General features: G+C 69.5%; 17 protein-coding genes and 1 tRNA gene. 12 read left to right on the forward strand and 6 right to left on the reverse strand.

All coding sequences use genetic code 11. The features are described from left to right. Nucleotides 1–50 precede the first annotated feature (50 nt). The 8 genes from obgE to QRN26_RS07070 all read left to right on the forward strand — a co-directional run bounded on the left by obgE (nucleotide 51) and on the right by QRN26_RS07070 (nucleotide 6500). Nucleotides 51–1625 carry a GTPase ObgE gene (gene obgE / locus QRN26_RS07035; protein ID WP_285036019.1) on the forward strand — a complete coding sequence of 525 codons (1575 nt, stop codon included), beginning with the start codon at nucleotides 51–53 and terminating at the stop codon, nucleotides 1623–1625. Beyond that, complete coding sequence (proB, locus tag QRN26_RS07040; RefSeq protein WP_056006623.1) at nucleotides 1622–2401, forward strand: glutamate 5-kinase; 780 nt, start codon at nucleotides 1622–1624, stop codon at nucleotides 2399–2401. The genes obgE and proB overlap by 4 nt, the downstream gene beginning before the upstream one ends. A gap of 36 nt (nucleotides 2402–2437) precedes the next feature. Next, nucleotides 2438–3706, forward strand: a complete 1269-nt coding sequence (locus QRN26_RS07045; protein WP_285036020.1) for a glutamate-5-semialdehyde dehydrogenase — start codon at nucleotides 2438–2440, stop codon at nucleotides 3704–3706. A 49-nt stretch (nucleotides 3707–3755) separates the two neighbouring features. Beyond that, the gene (locus tag QRN26_RS07050) at nucleotides 3756–3965 is read left to right on the forward strand and encodes a hypothetical protein (protein ID WP_056006618.1); all 210 of its coding nucleotides are present in this window, start codon (nucleotides 3756–3758) and stop codon (nucleotides 3963–3965) included. Nucleotides 3966–3975: 10 nt separating this feature from the next. After that, on the forward strand, nucleotides 3976–4593 hold the full coding sequence (gene nadD, locus QRN26_RS07055; RefSeq protein ID WP_255353616.1) for a nicotinate-nucleotide adenylyltransferase: 618 nt from the start codon (nucleotides 3976–3978) through the stop codon (nucleotides 4591–4593). 23 nt (nucleotides 4594–4616) lie between these two features. Further along, entirely contained in the window at nucleotides 4617–5888 is a 1272-nt protein-coding gene (locus QRN26_RS07060) for a hypothetical protein (RefSeq protein ID WP_285036021.1), read from the forward strand. A 55-nt stretch (nucleotides 5889–5943) separates the two neighbouring features. After that, on the forward strand, nucleotides 5944–6321 hold the full coding sequence (rsfS, locus tag QRN26_RS07065; protein WP_056006609.1) for a ribosome silencing factor: 378 nt from the start codon (nucleotides 5944–5946) through the stop codon (nucleotides 6319–6321). 106 nt (nucleotides 6322–6427) lie between these two features. Continuing rightward, a tRNA-Ala gene (locus QRN26_RS07070) sits at nucleotides 6428–6500 on the forward strand. A gap of 70 nt (nucleotides 6501–6570) precedes the next feature. Here the strand turns inward: QRN26_RS07070 and QRN26_RS07075 are convergent. Next, nucleotides 6571–7398: an aldo/keto reductase gene (locus QRN26_RS07075; protein ID WP_056006606.1), complete on the reverse strand. Its 828-nt coding sequence runs from the start codon at nucleotides 7396–7398 to the stop codon at nucleotides 6571–6573. Nucleotides 7399–7560: 162 nt separating this feature from the next. Here QRN26_RS07075 and QRN26_RS07080 point away from each other — a divergent pair, with 162 nt between their 5' ends. Continuing rightward, nucleotides 7561–9051, forward strand: coding sequence for a DHA2 family efflux MFS transporter permease subunit (locus QRN26_RS07080; RefSeq protein ID WP_056006603.1), 1491 nt, complete (start codon nucleotides 7561–7563; stop codon nucleotides 9049–9051). A 45-nt stretch (nucleotides 9052–9096) separates the two neighbouring features. On the opposite strand, the gene QRN26_RS07085 is transcribed toward QRN26_RS07080, so the two are convergent. From QRN26_RS07085 to QRN26_RS07095, 3 genes are read right to left on the reverse strand one after another with little or no spacing between them, the layout of a single operon-like run. Beyond that, a complete protein-coding gene (locus QRN26_RS07085; RefSeq protein ID WP_285036022.1) occupies nucleotides 9097–10254 on the reverse strand; it encodes an FAD-dependent oxidoreductase in 1158 nt (385 codons plus the stop codon). Beyond that, the gene (locus QRN26_RS07090; RefSeq protein ID WP_285036023.1) at nucleotides 10251–10967 is read right to left on the reverse strand and encodes a methyltransferase domain-containing protein; all 717 of its coding nucleotides are present in this window, start codon (nucleotides 10965–10967) and stop codon (nucleotides 10251–10253) included. The genes QRN26_RS07085 and QRN26_RS07090 overlap by 4 nt, the downstream gene beginning before the upstream one ends. Then, nucleotides 10967–12094, reverse strand: a complete 1128-nt coding sequence (locus tag QRN26_RS07095) for a type III polyketide synthase (protein ID WP_056006593.1) — start codon at nucleotides 12092–12094, stop codon at nucleotides 10967–10969. Before QRN26_RS07095 ends, QRN26_RS07090 begins: the two co-directional genes overlap by 1 nt. 47 nt (nucleotides 12095–12141) lie before the next feature. Between QRN26_RS07095 and QRN26_RS07100 the strand changes: the two genes are divergently transcribed. Next, nucleotides 12142–13008 carry a UbiA family prenyltransferase gene (locus tag QRN26_RS07100; protein WP_285036024.1) on the forward strand — a complete coding sequence of 289 codons (867 nt, stop codon included), beginning with the start codon at nucleotides 12142–12144 and terminating at the stop codon, nucleotides 13006–13008. On the opposite strand, the gene QRN26_RS07105 is transcribed toward QRN26_RS07100, so the two are convergent. Continuing rightward, nucleotides 12995–14164 carry an aggregation-promoting factor C-terminal-like domain-containing protein gene (locus tag QRN26_RS07105; protein ID WP_285036025.1) on the reverse strand — a complete coding sequence of 390 codons (1170 nt, stop codon included), beginning with the start codon at nucleotides 14162–14164 and terminating at the stop codon, nucleotides 12995–12997. The two genes, QRN26_RS07100 and QRN26_RS07105, sit on opposite strands and share 14 nt — an antisense overlap. A gap of 116 nt (nucleotides 14165–14280) precedes the next feature. Here QRN26_RS07105 and QRN26_RS07110 point away from each other — a divergent pair, with 116 nt between their 5' ends. Then, nucleotides 14281–15453: a glycoside hydrolase family 3 N-terminal domain-containing protein gene (locus QRN26_RS07110; RefSeq protein ID WP_056006586.1), complete on the forward strand. Its 1173-nt coding sequence runs from the start codon at nucleotides 14281–14283 to the stop codon at nucleotides 15451–15453. A 105-nt stretch (nucleotides 15454–15558) separates the two neighbouring features. Continuing rightward, complete coding sequence (locus QRN26_RS07115) at nucleotides 15559–16113, forward strand: YceI family protein (protein ID WP_056006583.1); 555 nt, start codon at nucleotides 15559–15561, stop codon at nucleotides 16111–16113. Nucleotides 16114–16176: 63 nt separating this feature from the next. Here QRN26_RS07115 and QRN26_RS07120 read toward each other — a convergent pair whose 3' ends face one another. Beyond that, complete coding sequence (locus QRN26_RS07120; protein WP_285036026.1) at nucleotides 16177–17217, reverse strand: FUSC family protein; 1041 nt, start codon at nucleotides 17215–17217, stop codon at nucleotides 16177–16179.

Here is a 17217-nt window from a genome sequence, read left to right on the forward strand (position 1 = left end):
CCTGCTGTCGTACAACCGAGTTACATGATCCAGAGAGGGGCTGAGCGTCCATGGTCACATTCGTCGACCGGGTCACACTGCACCTGCGAGCGGGCGGCGGCGGCAACGGCTGCGTCTCCGTGAAGCGCGAGAAGTTCAAGCCGCTGGCCGGCCCCGATGGCGGCAACGGCGGACACGGTGGCGACATCGTGCTCGTGTCGGACCCTCAGATCACGACCCTGCTCGGGTACCACCGGTCTCCGCACCGGAGCTCCGACACCGGCGGCTTCGGCATGGGCGACCACCGGAACGGCTTCCAGGGCGAGACGCTCATCCTGCCGGTGCCCGTCGGCACCGTCGTGAAGGACGTCGACGGCGTCGAACTGGTCGACTTCGTCGAGCCAGGTATGGAGTTCGTCGTCGCGCCCGGCGGGCAGGGTGGCCTCGGGAACGCGGCGCTCGCCTCGACCAAGCGCAAGGCCCCGGGCTTCGCGCTCCTCGGCACGCACGGCTGGGAGGGCGATGTCCTCCTCGAGCTGAAGACCGTTGCCGACGTCGCGCTCGTCGGCTACCCGTCGGCCGGGAAGTCGAGCCTCATCGCCGCGATGTCTGCTGCCAAGCCGAAGATCGCCGACTACCCCTTCACCACGCTGCACCCGAACCTCGGCGTCGTCGAGGCCGGCGAGGTGCGCTACACGATGGCGGACGTCCCCGGCCTGATCGAGGGCGCGAGCGAGGGCAAGGGGCTCGGCCTCGAGTTCCTCCGTCACGTCGAGCGGTGCTCCGCGTTGTTGCACGTCCTCGACTGCGCGACGCTCGAGCCGGGCCGCGACCCGATCAGCGACCTCGACGTCATCCTCGCCGAGCTCGCCGCCTATCCCGTCCCGGAGGGCCAGACGCCGCTGGTCGAGCGCCCGCAGCTCATCGCCCTCAACAAGATCGACGTCCCGGAGGCGAGGGAGCTCGCCGAGTTCCTGCGTCCCGACCTCGAGGCACGCGGCTACAAGGTCTTCGAGATCTCGACGGTCTCGCGCGAAGGTCTCCGACAGCTCTCGTTCGCGTTGAGCGAGCTCGTCGAGGAGAGCCGCGCCCGCGCAGCCCTCGAGGCCGCCAAGCCTCGGATCGTGCTCCGCCCGAAGCCGGTCGACGACTCCAAGTTCACCGTCACGGTCGAGGGTGGCACCTACGGCAACCTCTACCGCATCCTCGGCGCGAAGCCGGAGCGCTGGGTGCAGCAGACGGACTTCAACAACGAGGAGGCCGTCGGGTTCCTCGCGGACCGCCTGGCGAAGCTCGGTGTCGAAGAGGCGCTGTTCAAGGCCGGCGCCGTCGCCGGTGCCACCGTCATGATCGGTGCGGGTGGCGGCGTGGTCTTCGACTGGGAGCCCACACTCACGAGCACCGCGGAACTGCTGACGCAACCGCGTGGAACGGACCCGCGTCTCGACGCGAGCCACCGCCCGACCCGCAACCAGCGTCGTGACGAGTACTTCGAGCGCATGGACGCCAAGGCCGAGGCGCGCGCGGAGCTGCTCCGCGAACGCGCGGCCGGTCTCTGGAACGACGATGAGGGCTTCGAAGTGGGCTCCGTGCCGGCTGACGCCCAGCAGGACGAGGGTGGCGCGTCGGAGGACGACGAACGGTGACCGTCAGCCAGCGCAGTGCGATCCCTGGTGCCCGCCGCATCGTCGTGAAGGTCGGTTCCTCTTCGATCAGCGGTGAGAACGCCGGGCAGATCACTGCGCTGGTCGAGGCTCTCGCCGGAGCGCACGACAGGGGGACCGAGGTCGTCCTGGTGTCCTCCGGCGCCATCGCGACCGGGATGCCGTACCTGCGCCTCGATGCACGCCCGAGCGACCTGGCGACGCAGCAGGCGGCTGCGGCCGTCGGGCAGAACGTCCTCATCTACCGGTACCAGGACAGCCTCGACCGGTTCGGCATCGTCGCCGGTCAGGTGCTCCTGACGGCGGGCGATCTCGAGAACCCGAGCCACCGGAGCAACGCCCAACGGGCGATGGAACGGCTGCTGGGGCTGCGCATCCTCCCGATCGTGAACGAGAACGACACCGTGGCGACGCATGAGATCCGGTTCGGCGACAACGACCGGCTCGCTGCGCTCGTCTCGGTGCTGGTCGCGGCGGACGTCCTGATCCTGCTGAGCGACGTCGACGCGCTGTACACGCGTCCTCCGCAGGAGCCCGGTGCCGAGCGCATCGAAGAGGTGCCGTTCGGCGACCCGCTCACCGGCGTGACGTTCGGCGACATCGGGTCAGCGGGCGTTGGAACGGGCGGTGCCGGCACGAAGGTGTCCGCGGCCCGGTTGGCTGCTGAGGCAGGGACCTCCGTCCTGGTGACCTCGACGGCGAACGTCGCCGCCGCGCTCCGGGGCGAGCAGCTCGGGACCTGGTTCCAGCCGGCCTGAGCCGGCTCCGCTGGGGTCGCTGAGTACAATCGACGCATGTCGTCGTCTCTCACCACCGCGCTCCCGCTCATGGATCGTCTCGCCGCTGCGAAGCGTGCGTCCCGGATGCTCGCTCAGACGACCACCGCGCAGAAGAACCGGGCGCTGGAAGCGATCGCCGTGGCGATCGTGGAGGGCGCCGACGCGGTGATCGCCGCCAACGAGCTCGACCTCGCCAGCGGGCGGGAGCAGGGGATGGCGGTCGGCCTGCAGGACCGTCTCCGCCTCGACCGCGGACGGATCGAGGGGCTGGCGGTCGCGGTGCGCGACGTCATCGCGATCGTCGACCCCGTGGGTCAGGTCGTCCGGGGCAGCAACACACCGGACGGCGTGAAGCTCGAGCAGGTCCGCGTCCCGTTCGGCGTGGTCGGCGCGATCTACGAGGCCAGACCGAACGTCACCGTGGACATCGCCGCCCTCGCGATCAAGAGCGGTAACGCGGTCGTCCTCCGCGGTGGTTCCGCGGCAGAGCACACCAACGCGGTCCTCGTCGGTCTGCTCCGATCGGCGCTGGAGTCCGTCGGATTGCCCGGTGACGCGGTGCAGACGATCGACGAGTTCGGCCGGGACGGCGCGAAGCAGCTCATGAACGCCAGGGGCCTCATCGACGTCCTCATCCCGCGGGGGAGCGCCTCGCTCATCGAGACGGTGGTCCGGGAGTCGACGGTGCCGGTGATCGAGACCGGCGCCGGTGTGGTGCACGTGTTCCTCGACGCGAGCGCGGACCGCGACTGGGCGGTGGACATCGTCCGCAACGCGAAGATCCAGCGCCCCTCGGTCTGCAACGCGCTCGAGACCGTGCTCGTCCACCGCGACGCGGCTCAACGCCTGCTGCCCGCCGTGCTTGGCGACCTCCGGGAGCACGACGTGCTCATCCATGCGGACGAGCAGGCGCGCGAGATCTTCCCCGATTCGGTCGCCGCCGTCGAGGAGGACTGGTCGACCGAACACATGTCGCTCGAGGTGTCGGTGCGCGTCGTCGACGACCTCGATGCCGCGCTCGAGCACATCGACCGCTACTCCACCGGCCACACGGACGCGATCGTGACGAACGACGTCGTCAACGCCGACCGCTTCCTCGCGGAGGTGGACTCGGCGGTCGTCATGGTCAATGCGTCGACCCGGTTCACCGATGGCGCGGAGTTCGGGTTCGGCGCCGAGGTGGGCATCTCCACCCAGAAACTGCACGCCAGAGGGCCGATGGGCCTCCCGGAACTCACGAGTACGAAGTGGCTCGTGCGTGGTACGGGCCACACCCGTCGGTAGTCGCTAGACTGAGGTGGGCGTCACCAGGCGTCGCACAGAAGGAGAGATCATGTCGATTGCCGCGTCCGTATTGGCTGCCACCGTTCTGGCCGAGTCGGAGCACGCCGTCGAACTCGCCGCTCCGACCTGGGTCTTCGGCGCTGTCGCTCTCGTGCTGTTCGCCATCCTCGGCGCCGTGACCTTCAGCTATCGCGACGTCGCCAACCGCCACGGTGGCAAGGACGAGCCGACGCTGGCGCACGGCGAGCACGGTCACTGAGCTGTCCGGCGTGAGCGCGCCCGTCGCCGAGACGACGACACGTCGTCCTCGGATCGGCGTCATGGGTGGAACGTTCGACCCCATCCACCACGGGCACCTCGTCGCCGCTTCCGAAGTCGCGCAACACTTCGACCTCGATGAGGTCGTGTTCGTCCCGACCGGCATGCCGTACCGCAAGTCGGGTGTGAGCGACAGCGAGCACCGCTACCTCATGACGGTCATCGCCACCGCGGCGAACCCCCGTTTCACCGTCAGCCGCGTCGACATCGACCGCGCCGGTCCCACCTACACGATCGACACCCTCCGCGACCTGCGACGCAAGCGGCCGGACGCCGAGCTGTTCTTCATCACCGGGGCGGACGCGATCGCCCAGATCCTCAGCTGGAAAGACGTCAGAGAGGTCTGGGATCTGGCGCACTTCGTTGCTGTGAGTCGTCCGGGACACGATTTGAACGTTTCCGGATTACCGCAGCACGACGTAAGCTTGCTGGAAGTTCCGGCCCTTGCGATATCGTCGACGGATTGCCGGAGCCGGGTGAGCAAAGGCTTTCCAGTCTGGTATCTGGTTCCCGACGGTGTCGTGCAGTACATCACCAAGCACCACCTGTATCGGAGTGAAGCCACATGACCGCGTTGCCAGAAGACGCGCCCTTGACCAGGCGACAGGCTCGAGCGAGCCAGCAGTCGTCGACGCCCGCCGACGATGCAGCGCCCGAAGCGGCTGCACCGCGGAGCCGTCGCGCATCGACGTCGGAGCCGGTCGCCGGGGGAGCGATCCCCGAGCCGGCAGTGTCGGAGGCCAGCGGCGCTCCACGTGTCGAGCCGGCGTCACCCGCACCAGCGTCAGCTGCGCCCGCCTCGAGCCCCGGCACGACGCCGTCGACCGGCGCGCCGAGCCCGGCTCCCACCGGTGGGCTCACTCGTCGTCAACTCCGCGAGTTGGAGCGGACCGGCTCGATCGAACAGATCCCGGCGGCGACCGCGCCGGTCGCACCCCCTGTGGAGCAGCCCGTGCCGTCGGTCGCTCTGCCGCCGCGCACGCCGGATCAGGTCGTCGCTCCTCCCCAGAAGCAGAACAAGGCCGCCCGGCAGCAGGCCGCGAAGCTCGCGCAGCAGACGGCCGCCGCCGAGGCTGAAGCCGCTGCGGAGACCGAACGCCGTGAGGCCGCGGCCCGCAAGCTGCACGAGCAGCAGGACGCGGATCGCCTCGCTGCCGAGCGCAAGGCCGATGAGCGCAAGGCGGCCGAGCGTCAGGCAGCCGAGCGTGCCGCCGCGGAGGAGCGAGCCGCCAAGGCTCGGGCGTCCGAGGCTCCGGCACCCCAGGTGACGCCGGCGAGCGACAAGCCCGTCGCGTCCGGCTCCCTGTTCGACGTCTCCGACCGCGACGACATCTCCGAGGACCCCGCGTCCACGCTCTCGAAGGGGTTCGGGCGCGACTCCATGCTCGTGGCGGCGCTCGAGGCCGAGCGCGCTTCACAGGTCGACAACGAGGTCGCGTTCGAAGACCTGCTCGGCAGCAGCATGACGACGACGGGCCAGATCACCACGAGCTCGCTCATCATCCCCGTGGCCCCCGCGCAGGCGGAGGCCGGTGCGACGTCGAACTCCACGGGCGAGATCCTCATCACCGGAACGATCGACCTCCCTCGGGGGCTCGGTTCCGCCGGCCAGGACCCGAACCACTTCGACGGCGCGGGCATCGACCGCCTCGTCGAGGGGGACGAACTCCCGGCCTCCGTCACCGCCGCTTCGCCCGTCGCGGCGAGCCGCGCGGTCAGTAGCCACGGATCGACGCGTGACGTCGTCCCGGCCACCACCAACCAGAGCAACAAGCTGCTGATGACCCTCGCGATCGCCGCCGCGGTGCTCGCGGCGGGCGTCATCGCGGTGCTCATCATCGGATTCTTCGGCGGGGCGTTCTAGCCCTTCCGCCATTCACCCGACCGCATCCGCTGCGGTCGTCAGAGGAGTACACCACATGACCCTGTCCGACACCACGCTGGACGCCGTCCAGCTCGCATCGACCGCAGCCGAGTCGAAGGGCGGCGAGGATCTCGTCGCACTCGACGTCTCTGGCCCGCTGCCGTTCGTGGACGCCTTCCTGCTCGTCACCGGGCGGAGCGAGCGTAACGTCGTCGCCATCGCCGGCGAGGTCGAGGATCGCCTGAACGCGAGCGGCGTGAAGACCTTGCGTCGCGAGGGCAAGTCCGAAGGTCGCTGGATCCTCCTCGACTTCGGCGAGGTCGTCGTCCACGTCTTCCACGAGGAGGAGCGGATGTACTACTCGCTGGAGCGCCTGTGGAAGGACTGCCCGGTGATTCCGCTGGTGTCGTCGGCTCCACAGCCCGCGAGCTGACCGACGCGTCGGTGTCGGCATCGAAAGTGGTCACAACCGCTCTCAAGATGTAGTAACCTATTCAAGTTGCTTCCGCTGAAACAGCAGGGGCAAGCAACGTGAATATGGGTCTGTGGCGCAGCTGGTAGCGCACCTGCATGGCATGCAGGGGGTCAGGGGTTCGAGTCCCCTCAGATCCACTGGAACATCAAGAAGTCCCCGTCAGCCGAACAGCTGACGGGGACTTCTTCGTTGGGCCGGAACCCGAGGTCAGTTCACCTCGTCCGGGTGGCTGCCGACGCGCTTCCCCGAGTCGAGGGCGTCGATCGCGGCGATCTCGTCGGCCGACAGTTCGAAGCCGAACACGTCGAAGTTCTGCGCGATGCGCTCGCGCGAGTTCGACTTCGGGAAGACGATCAGGCCGTTCTGGAGGTGCCAGCGGATGACGACCTGTGCGGGCGTCACACCGTGGGCCTCGGCAGCAGCCGCGACCGACTGCTCACCGAAGAGGTCGTACTTGCCCTGACCGAGGGGCCCCCACGACTCGATGTGGATCCCGTGCTCAGCGCCGAACGTCCGCAGCTCGCGCTGCGCGAAAGCCGGGTGCAACTCGATCTGGTTGACCGCCGGGACGGTGTCGGAGTTGGCGAGGAGCTTCTCGAGGTGCTCGACCTGGTGGTTCGAGACGCCGATCGAGCGCGTCTTGCCGGCGGCCTTGATCTCCTCCAGCGCCAACCACGCCTCGAGGTAGTCGTCCTTGCCGGGCGTGGGCCAGTGGGTGAGGTAGAGGTCGACGTGGTCGAGACCGAGCTTGTCGAGGCTCTCGTCGATCGCCGCGTGCGCGGACGCCTTCTGGTGACGGTCGTTCCAGAGCTTCGTGGTGATGAAGAGTTCGTCGCGGGGGATGCCGGACTTGGCGATGGCGGCGCCGACGCCCTCCTCGTTCTTGTAGATCGCGGCGGTGTCGATGTGGCGGTAGCCGACCTCGAGTGCATCGGAGACGATGCGCTCCGCCTCCTGCGGGTCGACGAGGAAGACGCCGAAACCGAGCTGGGGGATGGTGTGGCCGTCATTGAGCGTGATGGTGGGAACAGTCATGGCTTCATGGTGGCACCGGAACCGTTCATCCGGAACGGGTCTTCGCCCTGCGCGTAACCGGTCGACACGCCTGGGAATACCCGCGGCGATCCGGTGCTTGTCCTTCCAGAGGGCAGGCATCTGCCCTGACGACGGCCGAGGCCTGAGAAGGATGACACCGCTATGACGACTGACACCGTGCCCAATCCGACAGGTTCGGTCCCGACCTCCGGGAAGTCCTCGGCAGATCGCCTCCCGCCCGGGTCGAAGCTCCTCATCGGACTGCTGCTCGTGTCGGCGTTCGTCGTGATCCTCAACGAGACGATCATGAGCGTCGCCCTGCCGCGGCTCATGGAGGACCTCGACATCACGGCGAGTTCGGCGCAGTGGCTGACGACCGGCTTCATGCTCACGATGGCCGTGGTCATCCCCGCCACCGGGTTCCTGTTGGAGCGGTTCTCCCTCCGCGCCATGTTCATCACGGCGATGGTCCTCTTCAGCCTCGGCACGCTCATCGCCGCGCTGTCACCCGGCTTCGGCACCCTGCTGCTCGGCCGCGTGGTGCAGGCCAGCGGAACCGCCATCATGATGCCGCTGCTGATGACGACGGTGCTGAACATCGTGCCGGTCTCGGCTCGCGGTCGGACGATGGGCGCGATCTCGATCGTCATCTCGGTCGCCCCGGCGGTCGGACCCACGGTGTCGGGCCTGATCCTGAGCGTGCTCGACTGGCGATGGATGTTCTGGATCGTGCTCCCGATCGCCGTGGCCTCGCTGATCCTCGGCGCCCTGCTGGTGCGCAACGTGACCGAGCCGAGGAAGGTCCGGTTCGACGCGCTCTCGCTCGTGCTCTCCGCGCTCGCCTTCGGTGGCCTCATCTTCGGGCTGAGCAGTATCGGGGAGTCGGCGGAGGGCCATGCGCTCATGCCGGTGTGGATCCCGCTGGCCGTCGGCGTCCTCGCGCTCCTGGCGTTCGTATTGCGTCAGCGCGGACTCGTACGTGAGAACCGGCCGTTCATGGATCTGCGCACCTTCGCGAACCGCTCGTTCACCGTGTCGATCATCCTCGTCGTGATCGTCATGATGGCGCTGTTCGGATCGTTGATCATCCTGCCCATCTACCTGCAGAGCGTCCTGCAGGTCGACACGTTGACCACGGGACTCATGCTGCTCCCCGGCGGGCTGACCATGGCCGCGCTCGCGCCGCTCGTAGGGTCGTTGTTCGACCGCTTCGGGCCGCGTCCGCTGGTGATCCCCGGCGCCTTCGCCGTGAGCGCCGCCCTCTGGCTCCTGACGATGCTCGGAGTCGACAGCGCCATCGTGATGATCATCGCCGTCCACATGCTCCTGAGCGCGGGTCTCGCGTTCATGTTCACGCCGCTCCTGACCTCGGCCCTCGGCTCCCTTCGAGCCGAGCTCTACCCCCACGGCAGCGCGATCGTCGGCACGGTCCAGCAGCTCGCCGGCGCCGCAGGGACGGCGGTGTTCATCACGATGATGTCCACGACGGCTGCCGCTCGCGCGGCGGCCGGGAGTTCCGCGGTCGACGCGACGGCAGCGGGCGTGCAGGCGGCGTTCCTGTGCGGCGCCGTCCTCTCGCTACTCGCGGTGGGCGCGTCGTTCCTCATCCGCCGGACCGACCAGACGCCCTCGGGCGTGCACGTCGGTCACTGATGCGCGAACGGCGGGGGATCACCGTCGCCTGAGGACGCCGTCGGTTCAGCGCAACCAGCGCATCGTGTAGGCGTCGGCGAGCACCGGCATCAGTGGGCCGCTGAGGGCGGCCCGCAGGCCGAGATCGCGGACGCCCACCAGTGCGGTGGGGATCGGGCGACCCAAGCGCATGTTGAGCGCCGCCTGCCAGGAGGCACGTCTGACCGCGCGCCGCTGCTGTTCGGCGGCGGCCGCGAACTCGCGCTCGAGCGTCCCTCGCCCGGTGACCGCGCGCGCGACCAGCGGCGCGAACACGCGGGCGTCCGCCCAGCCGAGATTCATGCCCTGGCCGCCGATCGGGCTGATCTCGTGCGCGGCGTCGCCCACGTGGACGATCCGTCCGTCGACCACACGGCTCCGACGACGACTCCGCACCCCGAACGCGCTGAGCATGGTGTTCGTCGCCGCATCGGCCTCCTCGCCGGTGCGATCCGCGACGAGGGTCGCGAGGTCGTCGGCACTCGGCTGCAGACCGGTCTCGTCACGAGGGGAGGTGTACCCGGTGTGGACGACGTACCGGCGCATGCCGCGGGGGAGTGGGAACGACTCGACGACGCCGTCACGATGCAGGTGGACCCGCGCGATGGGCCCGGCGCCACTCCGGTCCGCGACGTCGCCCATGAGATAGCGGTCGCGGTAGCGGTGGACCGGCCCGGGATTCTCGGCTCCGGGGAACCCGGCTCGCCCACCGGCTGCGACGATGACCATGGTTGCACGAGCGCTCACGGGGCCGGAGGCGTCGGTCCCTTCGACGACGACCTCGTCCCCGACGGTGCGGACACTGGTGCACGCGGTCCCCGTCGACAAGGACCCCGGGGCGATGGACTCCAGGCGCGCACGGAGGATCCGCTCGGTCCGCCACTGCTCGAGCGCGGCGACATACGGGTGGGCGACCGGACGATCACGGAACACGACGGTGCCGAGTCGCCGACCGCCGCTCCACGCCTCACCCTGGTCGATTCGGACGGCGTCGACGCGGATGTCGTCGAGGACGCCGAGCACGTCGAACAGCTCGAGGGAGGGCGGGTGGATCCCGATCGCCCGCGTTCCCGACGGAGGGTCCGCCCGCTGCTCCCAGACCGTGACGTCGACACCGTCCTGGGCGAGCAGGATCGCCGACACCAGTCCGACCGGTCCTCCGCCGATGACGAGCACCCCGGTCATCGGCGTCCGTCGGTCGTCGCGTCGAAGCTCCTCGACACCAGCAGCCGCATGGGGAATCGACGCTCGACGAGCCATCCGTCGGGGACGACCTCCTGGAGTTCCCGCTGCCGGTAGCTGCGGCGAATGGAGCGGAGGCCGTCGACGTGGAGGAAGGAGCGCCGCCGTCCCGGCAGAGTGACGAGTCCGTACGCGGCGTACGCCAGCCGGTCCCGCTCCAGGTCGCTGTGCAGCACGAGCCTTCGGGCGATGGAGGCGCTGTCGGACAGGAGACCGGCCAGCTGGGCCGGGTCGAGGTGGTGCAGGACATGGTTGGACAGCACGATGTCGACCTGATCGCCCCGGGCGACCAGGTCGCTGCTGTGCGCCGAGCGGAAGTCGACCGGTCCCTCCGCGTACCGGCGGCGGGCGAAGTCGACCGAACGCTCATCTGGGTCGATCGCCGTCACCTGGACCGGCAGCCCGTCGGCTCGTGCCCAGGAGGCGACGGCCGTCGGGACGTCACCGCCGCCGAACCCGATGTCGACGATCGACGTCGTGCGCGACGGGTCCAGACGAGGCCGGATGTGCGAACGGTAGAGACTGCGCCACCCCGAGACGAGCCTGTTCACCGTCGCGAACCGGGCATAGGTCGCGTCGAGCAGCACCGGGTCGCACTCGGGGTCGTCCATGAGCTCGACGAGCTCCGTCGCACGCCGCGTGAGATCGACCCGCATCAGGCTCCGCCGGCGCGGAGCCGGAGCAGCGCGCTCTCGATCGTCAAGCCGGGACCGAACGCCAGCGCACAAACCCGTTCATCGACCTCGGGGCCCGCGCCGTCGAGGAGGCGCTTGAGGATGAACAGGACGGTGGCGCTCGACATGTTGCCGAAGTCGCGCAGCACCGCCCGCGACGGTTCCAGCAGCTCGTCGTCGAGGGCGAAGCCCCGCTGGACGCGGTCGAGAATGCTCCGACCACCGGGGTGGATCGCCCACCGGTCGATCGATGACACCTCGGCGTCGTCCGCCGCCGCGAGGAGTGGGCGCAGCGCGATCTCGAGGTGCTCGCCGATGAGTTTCGGGACGGCTCCGCTCAGGACCATCTCGAATCCGTGGTCGCCGATCGTCCAGGCCATCTCCGTCTCGCCGTCGGGGACGAGTGCCGTGGACCATCCGTCGAACTCGAAGACGGGCGCCGACGAGCCGGTGTCCCGTCCGGTGACGACGGCTGCGGCGGCTCCATCGGCGAAGACCGAGGATCCGAGGATCACGTCGGGGTCGTCTGAGGAACGGAGATGGATGGAGCAGAGCTCGATGCACACCACGAGCACGACGGCGTCCGGCTCGGCGGCGCAGAACGCCGCGGCGGCGCGGAGGGCGGGGAACGCGGCGAAACACCCTTGGAAGCCCAGGTGGTAGCGCTCGGTGCCCGGATCGAGGCCGAGGTCGCGGACGAGGAGGTACTCCGGTCCCGGGGCGAAGAACCCGGTACAGGACGCGGTCACGACGTGGGTCACGTCGGCCGCCGTCAGGCCGGGCGCCTCGTCGAGCGCTCGCCTCGCCGCTTCCAGGAGGAGCGGGGGAGCGTGCTCGATGTAGGCGTCGTTCCGGAGGCCGGTCGGGGGTGAGCGGACCAGCCGTTGTTCCGCGTCGTAGAACGCGGCCGTGGTCGTCGGGACCTCGTCGTCGAACGCGTCGATCACCGTGTGCCTCGTGTCGATCGCGGAGGCGTCGAAGGCGGCGCCGATCAGTCGTTGTGCGAGGCGCGTCCTGCCCGGCTGATCACGGAAGACGTCTCTGATCTCGTCTTGATGGAGGATGGTCTGAGGAACGGCCACGCCGATCGCCCTCACGGAGACGGTCATGCTTCAGTGTATCGCCGTCGTCCGGGCAGCCACCCTAAGCTGAGGCGGTGTTCTCCACCGCCCACCGTCTGTTCGCGTCCTCCCATCCCGGCCCCACCGTCGCGGTCACGGTCCTGGCCGTCGTCCTGGCTTCCGCCGTCGGGGTCGAGCCGCTGCGGACGCTGCTCCTGGCGCTGGTGGTCTTCGTCGGTCAGCTCTCGATCGGGTGGTCGAACGACTGGCTCGACGCGCGTCGCGACCGCCGGTCAGGGCGGCTGGACAAGCCCGTCGCGCGTGGTGACCTCAGCGTCGGGACGGTCCGTCTGGCGGCGCTCCTGGCCGGAGCCGCGAGCATCCCGCTCTCCTTCACCCTCGGCTGGGCGGCGGCAGCGGCACACCTGCTCTTCCTCGCGTGCGGTTGGGCCTACAACCTCCACCTCAAGGCGACCGCGTGGTCGGTGGTCCCGTTCATCATCGGGTTCGGCGCACTGCCCGCCGTGGTCACGTTCGCGGCGATCCCGCCCATCCCGCCGGCCGGTTGGACCCTCGCCGTCGGCGGCCTGTTCGGCATCGCGATCCACTTCACGAACGCGCTCCCGGACCTCGACGACGATCTCCGGACCGGTGTCCGTGGTCTGCCGCACCGCCTCGGAGCACGGACGGCAGGTCGGGCCGCGTTCGGGGCGCTCGGGGTGGCGGGCGTCGTCGCCGTGCTGGGGCAGAGCGGCGTCTTCACCGGGCGCCTCGCCGCGCCACCGCTCGTCGGGCTCATCGGCTGCGCCGGGGTCCTCGGGCTCGTGATCTGGGGGCTCGTGCTGGTCGGCAGCCGTCAGCCGGACCGGCTCCTCTTCCGGCTCATCATCAGCGCGGCCTTGCTCGTCACGGTGGTCTTGGCCGTCTCGGGCACGAACCTCGGGGTCGTCAGTACCAGTTGACGGCTTCGGAGTGCGCCCAGGCGCCACAGGGTGAGCCGTACCGGCTGTCGATGTAGTTCAGACCCCAGGTGATCTGCGTCGCTGCATTGGTCCGCCAGTCGTCGCCGACACTGGCCATCTTGCTGCCCGGGAGCGATTGCGGGATCCCGTAGGCCCCGCTGGATTCGTTGTAAGCGTTGACCCGCCAGCTGGATTCGCGCGTCCACAACTGGAGCAGGCACTGGAACTCGCCGCTACCCCAGCCGTAGGCCCCGATCGCCGACTGGGCGTACGCCTTCGCCCCTGCCGGATCGGCCGAGAGGTCCGGCGGCGGTGCGCTCGTGGCACCCTCTCCGCCGGTCGCCTCGTTGCGTCGCTGCTCCTCGGCGGCGATCGCCTCCTGGCTCTGGGCGTAGGCCTGTTCGATCGCGGCAGTCGTGTTCTTGAGGACGGCGAGTTGCTGGTAGAGCCGATCCCGGTTCGCCTGCTGCTCCGCGACTGCAGCGTCGGCCGCGTCGCTCGCCGACTGCGCGGTCTCGTAGCTGGCGTCAGCGGCTTCGGACAGGCGCTGCCGTTCCGCCTCGGCGGTGGTGGCCTGCTCGGCGAGCGCGGACGCGGTGTTGCTCGCGGCGGTCGCGGACGCGAGGTCCTGAGCCGAGGTCTCGCTCAGCTTGCTGATGGCGCTGAGCTTCGAGAGCAGGTCGTCGTCGGCGACGCCGGAGAGGACGAGGGAGAGCGTCGGGTCGACGCCTCCGGTGCGGGTCATCTGCGCGATGACCGCCCCGGCCTGGCGTTTGCTCGACGCGGCGGCCGTCGCTGCGGCCGTCGCCTGCGCGCTGATCGTGTCGGCGACGGCGGCCTGCGCGTCGAGCGCGGCTTTGGCCTCGCCTGCCGCTGCACCCTGGCGGACGGCTTCGTCGCCGAGCCGGGCGGACTCGTCGCGCAGCCCGTCGAGGAGGGACACGATGCGGTCGGCCTCGGCCTGGGCGGTCGATTCGTTCGACTTCGCCGCTTGGACGTCGTCCCAGCTCGGGTAGTCGGCGGTGCGGACCGCCGTCGGGCTGACAGCGGCTGCCGGACCTGCACACGACACCGCGATGATGACCGCGGCGCCGAGGGCGGCGGCTCGCGAGACGCCCCTCGAACGAGGCGATCGGTTCGTCAGCGGCTTGCGCATGCGTCCATCCTGGCTGTCACCCACGTAAGTGTAGCCGTCGAAGTCACATCCGTCACTTGTGCCACACCGGCGAAGACGTCCAGCCGTCATGGATGATCCGAGCCTAGACTCGCCCGGTGCAGGTGGGACGGCGACGCTTCCTCGTCACCGGCGCCTCCGTGGCGGTCGGTGCGATGCTCGGCCTGTCCGCATGCACGGGCCCGCCTCCGCCTGAGCGATCGGGACGACCGGCAGCCACCGGGCCGGACGCCGGCGAACTGCGCGCCGCGGCGGAACTGGCCTCGATGACGCTCGAACAGCGCATCGCCTCCATGTTGATGCTGCACACCCCGGGCACCGATCCCGCGGCGCTCCGAGCCTTCGTCGAACGCTACCGACCGGGCGGCTTCATCCTCATGGGCGACAACGTGCCGGGACTCGCCGGACTGCCCGCGGTCACGGACGCCCTCAGCCCAGACCCCACCATGCCCCTGCTCATCGGCATCGACCAGGAGGGTGGCGACGTCCGTCGCATCGACGAGGACGTCGCGGCCGCGGCGGACACCCTGAAGTCAGAACCGCCGGAGGCGACGGAGACGGCGTTCACGGCGCGCGCGACCATGCTCGCTGCGGCGGGGTGTTCCGTCAACTTCGGCATCGTCGCCGATGAGACGGCCGATCCGACCTCGTTCATCTACGACCGTGCGCTCGGGACCAGCCCGGACGCCGCTGCAGCGCGCGTTGCCGCCGCGGTCCGAGGAGAGCGCGGGGCGGTCCTCAGTACGCTCAAGCATTTCCCCGGGCACGGTCAGGCCCCCGGGGACTCCCACTCGACGGTCCCCTCCACGTCGCTGGGGCTCGAGGAGTGGAGGGCGAGCGACGCCGTCCCGTTCGCGGCGGGCATCGACGCCGGTGCGGAGGTCGTCATGTTCGGCCACCTCGTCTACTCGGCGGTCGATCCGGCGCCCGCGACGCTCTCGTCCGCCTGGCACGCGAAGCTCCACGACGATCTCGGCTTCTCCGGTATGACGATCACCGACGACATGCTCATGCTGCAGCACACCGGTCTCCCGGAGTACCAGAACCCGTCGGAGAACGCGATCCGTGCGGTGGCGGCCGGCAACACGATGCTGCTCTACGTCCTGGGCGCGGATCCTTCCTCGACGGGTGTCGACCCCGACGTGCTCATCGCCGACATCGCGGCTGCGGTGCGCTCGGGGAGGATCTCGGAGGACGTCGTCGCCGAAGCGGCGCACCACCTGCTGCGTGTCCGGCTGGGCCTTCCCGCGATGCGGCCGATGTCGTCCTGATGACGTCGAGGAGAATTTCTCGGACACGTGGGAATAGCCACGATGTCCTTGCGTTTGAATAGAACGTGGCGCGAGCGCGCCGCACATCGACGCAAGGAGTACCGCATGACCGACACCCTGACGATTCCCGGCTACAAGGTTGGCACCTGGGAGGTCGACACCACGCACAGCGAGGTCGGCTTCAGCATCCGCCACATCATGGTCTCGAAGGTCAAGGGCAAGTTCGAGCGCTTCAACGCGACGTTCGTCACGCCGGAGAACCCCCTCGAGACGAAGGTCACCGCGTCCGCCGAGGTCGCTTCGATCAACACGAACCAGCCCGACCGCGACGGTCACCTCCGCACCGGCGACTTCTTCGACGCCGAGTCCTACCCGACGATCGACTTCGTCTCGACCGGCGCCCGCGCGAAGGGCGACGACTTCCTCGTCGACGGCGACCTCACGATCAAGGGTGTGACCAAGCCCGTCACCTTCACCGTCGAGTTCGGCGGCTTCGCGACCGACCCCTACGGCAACTACAAGTTCGGCGCGACCGCGACCACCAAGATCAACCGCGAGGACTTCGGCCTCACCTACAACGCGGCGCTCGAGACCGGCGGCGTGCTGCTCGGCAACGACGTCACGATCACCATTGAACTGCAGGCTGCGCACCAGGCGTAGTCCCAGGACGTCGAAGGGCCGGTGGAGCGTCGCTCCATCGGCCCTTCGTGGTTTCCGGTCGGCTCAGGTCGGCTCGCCGACGATCTCGTCGCGGACCCGGCGGAGGTCCTCCATGAGCGATCCGATGAGGATCCAGTGCTGCGGGTGCGGTCGGTGGATCACCAGGGGTGCGGTGAGCGCGGGGAGTTCGGCGGTCTCGGTCGGGGGTTCGCGGGAGGCTGCGCGGTCGTTCACGAGCAGCCGGAGGTCGTGCGCCGCGCGGCCGAGTTCGACGGCGATGTCGGCCACCGTCGGCTCCTCGTGCAGGGTCGGGTCGTCGTGGTCGTGCACCGAGCGCGCCATGCCCAGCGTCCGTGTGACCACCGGCTCGAGTCGACGCAGCAGGAGTCGTTGACGGTCCAGCTCCTCACGGTGCCGTGACCGGCGCGGGTTGAGCAGCAGACTGTCGTCGCCCTCCTTCACCGCGGCGATCGCGCGTTCCCGCAGTGGTTTGAGCGCGCGGGCTTCCGTGAGGAGCGCGGCCAGCTCGGCGTCCGTGTTGGCCCTGGTGAGCGCGGTCGCGAGGTGGTCCAAGGTGTCGGCGCAGGCGAGCGCGAGTGCACCGACCGCTGTTCTGGCCGGCGCGAGCAGGACGGGGGCGACGAGGACGACGTTGACGAGCAGCCCGATCCCGGCGCCGAGGACGGTCTCGATGATGCGCGCGAAGGCGTAGTCCGGCGTGGCGGCGCCGATCGAGAGGACCAGCATCGCGCTGATCGGGAGCTGGTTCGCGGAACCCGGCCCGAGGCGGAGGACCCAGCCGAGCAGGATGGCGACGACGATGGCCAGGAGCACGATCCAGGCGGAGTGTCCGAAGACGCTCCCTATCGCGGTCGCGAGGACCACGCCGGTGATCACCCCGAGGCTGCGTTCGAGTGCCTTGCCGAACGACTGGTTGACGCTCGGCTGCACCACGAGGATGGCGGCGATGGCGGCGAAGACCGGCAGTTGGCCCGGGATGATCGTGATCGCGACGATCCAGGCGGCGATGGCGGCCAGCGCCGTCTTCAGCACCTGGAGCAGCGGGAGCCGCGACCGGGTGCGCAGGACGGGGACGACGGACAT

The organism is Plantibacter sp. ME-Dv--P-095, from assembly GCF_030209365.1.
GTDB lineage: Bacteria > Actinomycetota > Actinomycetes > Actinomycetales > Microbacteriaceae > Plantibacter.